This is a genomic window from Streptomyces sp. MK37H, from assembly GCF_018035285.1.
In the GTDB taxonomy this organism is placed as follows: Bacteria; Actinomycetota; Actinomycetes; order Streptomycetales; family Streptomycetaceae; genus Streptomyces; species Streptomyces endocoffeicus.
This window is the reverse complement of the sequence record NZ_JAAAYH010000746.1, coordinates 1-2,316: the sequence shown is the minus strand read 5'-3', so window position 1 is coordinate 2,316 and position 2,316 is coordinate 1. Positions and strand designations below refer to the sequence as shown.

Genomic DNA, 2,316 nt, shown 5'->3' with positions numbered 1-2,316 from the left:
CGTGCATCACCATGAACATCGTCGCCCCGCCCCGCTGGGCGAGCTCCGTGAGCCGGGCATGGGTTTCCGCGGTGATGGCGACCGGCACTTCGCCACCGCGGAAGGACGACACCGCCGGCCGGGGCCGGTCGGTCGGCAGGACGAGCTCCTCCGGCGCACCGGCCAGCGCCTCGCGCCAGTAGGCGAGCTGGCCACTGACCACGCTGTCCGGGTCCTCGAGGGTGCCCAGCACCTCACGCTGCCACAGCGCATAATCCGCGTACTGCACCGGCAACGGCTCCCAGCCCGGTGCACGGCCCGCCCGCCGCGCCGCATACGCCACCCCGATCTCCCGACCCAACACACCCATCGACCAACCATCGACCGCGATGTGATGCGCCACGATCAACAGCACACACTCCGACGGACCCGTCTTCAACAGACGCGCCCGCCACGGAAGATCAACGCTCAGGTCAAAGCCCCGGGCGGCATAGCCGCCGAGCACCTCCCGCAGATGCTCCTCCGCGGTCTCCACCACGATCAGCGGCGGCCGACCCGCCTCGCCCGTCAGCACATGCTGGCGCGGTTCACCAGCGGTCTCGGGAAAGACCGTACGCAGACTCTCGTGCCGGTCGGCGACATCCCCGAGCGCCGCCTCCAGAGCCACCCTGTCCAGCTCCCCGGAGAGGCGGAGCGCCAGCGGGAGGTTGTACACCGCACCGTCGCCGACACCTTCGAGGCGGTTGAGGAACCACATCCGCTGCTGGGAGTACGACAGCGGCAGCACCTCCGGGCGCGGCCGAGCGGTCAGTGCCTGCTGGGCGGTGCCGTCCTCCGTACCGTCGAGCAGCCGGGCCACGTCGGCCACCGTCGGGGCGGTGAACAGCGCGCGGATGCTGACCTCGGCGCCGAGGACGGCCCGGATCTGGGCGATCAGCTTCATCACCAGGATCGAGTCGCCACCGAGCTCGAAGAACGACGCCTCGGCACCTACCTCGTCCAGGCCCAGCACCTCGGCGAAGAGGGCGCACAGGCGCTCCTCGGTCGGCGTCTCCGGACCGCGTCCCCCCGCCACACCGGAGAAGTCGGGAGCGGGGAGGGCGGCGCGGTCCAGCTTGCCGTTCACCGTGACGGGCAGCGCGTCGAGCGTCACGAACGCGGCCGGAATCATGTAGTCGGGCAGCCGATCAGCGAGAAACGTCCGCAACTGGGGCACATCCACCGCGTCATCCGACACGATGTAAGCGACGAGCCGCTTGTCCCCCGTACGGTCCTCCCGGGCGATGACCGCCACCTGACCAACGCCCTGGTGGGCGGCGAGGGCGGTCTCGATCTCACCGGGCTCGACCCGGAAGCCACGCACCTTGACCTGGTCATCGGCACGGCCACCGAAGACGAGTCGGCCATCCCCGGTCCACTTGGCGAGGTCGCCCGTGCGATACATCCGCCCGCCCGTGAACGGGCAGGCTACGAAGCGCTCCGCGGTCAGCCCGGGACGACCGAGATAGCCACGCGCAAGGCCAGGACCCGCGACATACAGCTCACCCAGCACCCCCACGGGGACCGGCTGGAAACGCTCGTCCAGCACATAGACCGCGGTGTTGGGGTTCGGACGCCCGATGGGCACCGGGCCCGAGCCGGACGCCTCCAGGGGCTGGCTCATCGTCGCGCACACGGTGACCTCGGTCGGCCCGTACGCATTGACCATCCGACGGCCCGGCGCCCACCGCTCCACCAACGACGGCGGGCACACCTCGCTGGCCACCACCACCGTGCCAAGACTCTCGGGCAACTCCTCCACCGTGGCCAGCACCGACGGCGACACCGTCACATGGGTGACGCCGAACTCCGCCGCCACCTCGCTCAACGACCCATTGGGCGGGAGCCTGTCCGGGCCTGCCATCACGAGAGCGGCGCCCGAGAGCAGCGCCATGAACAGCTCCCACACCGAAGCGTCGAAACTCAGCGACGCCAGCTGCAACACCCGCGCATCAGCGCCCACGTCGAACCGGTCGATCTGCGCGCTGACGAGGTTCCCGATACCGCGATGCGTCACCGCCACGCCCTTGGGACGGCCCGTCGAGCCCGACGTATAGATCACATACGCCACATCATCGACATCCACCGAAATCGCGGGCGCGGGCTCCGCCACCACATCCGACGGATCCCATACCAAGCACTCCACCCCGGCCGGGACCAGCCTCCGGGTCCCCTCGGAGCAGAGAACCAGCGCAGGCGCCGAGTCCTCGACCATCCACCCGATCCGCTCCGCCGGATACGCCGGATCCACCGGCACAAACCCCGCCCCGGCCTTGGCAATCCCCAGCAGCACCGCCA

1 protein-coding gene is annotated in these 2,316 nt (G+C 70.1%); it reads right to left on the bottom strand.

Annotated features, from left to right (window positions below):
- The coding region (locus tag GWI24_RS43485; protein ID WP_210951530.1) for a non-ribosomal peptide synthetase at positions 1 to 2,316 on the bottom strand (2,316 nt) is incomplete at both ends.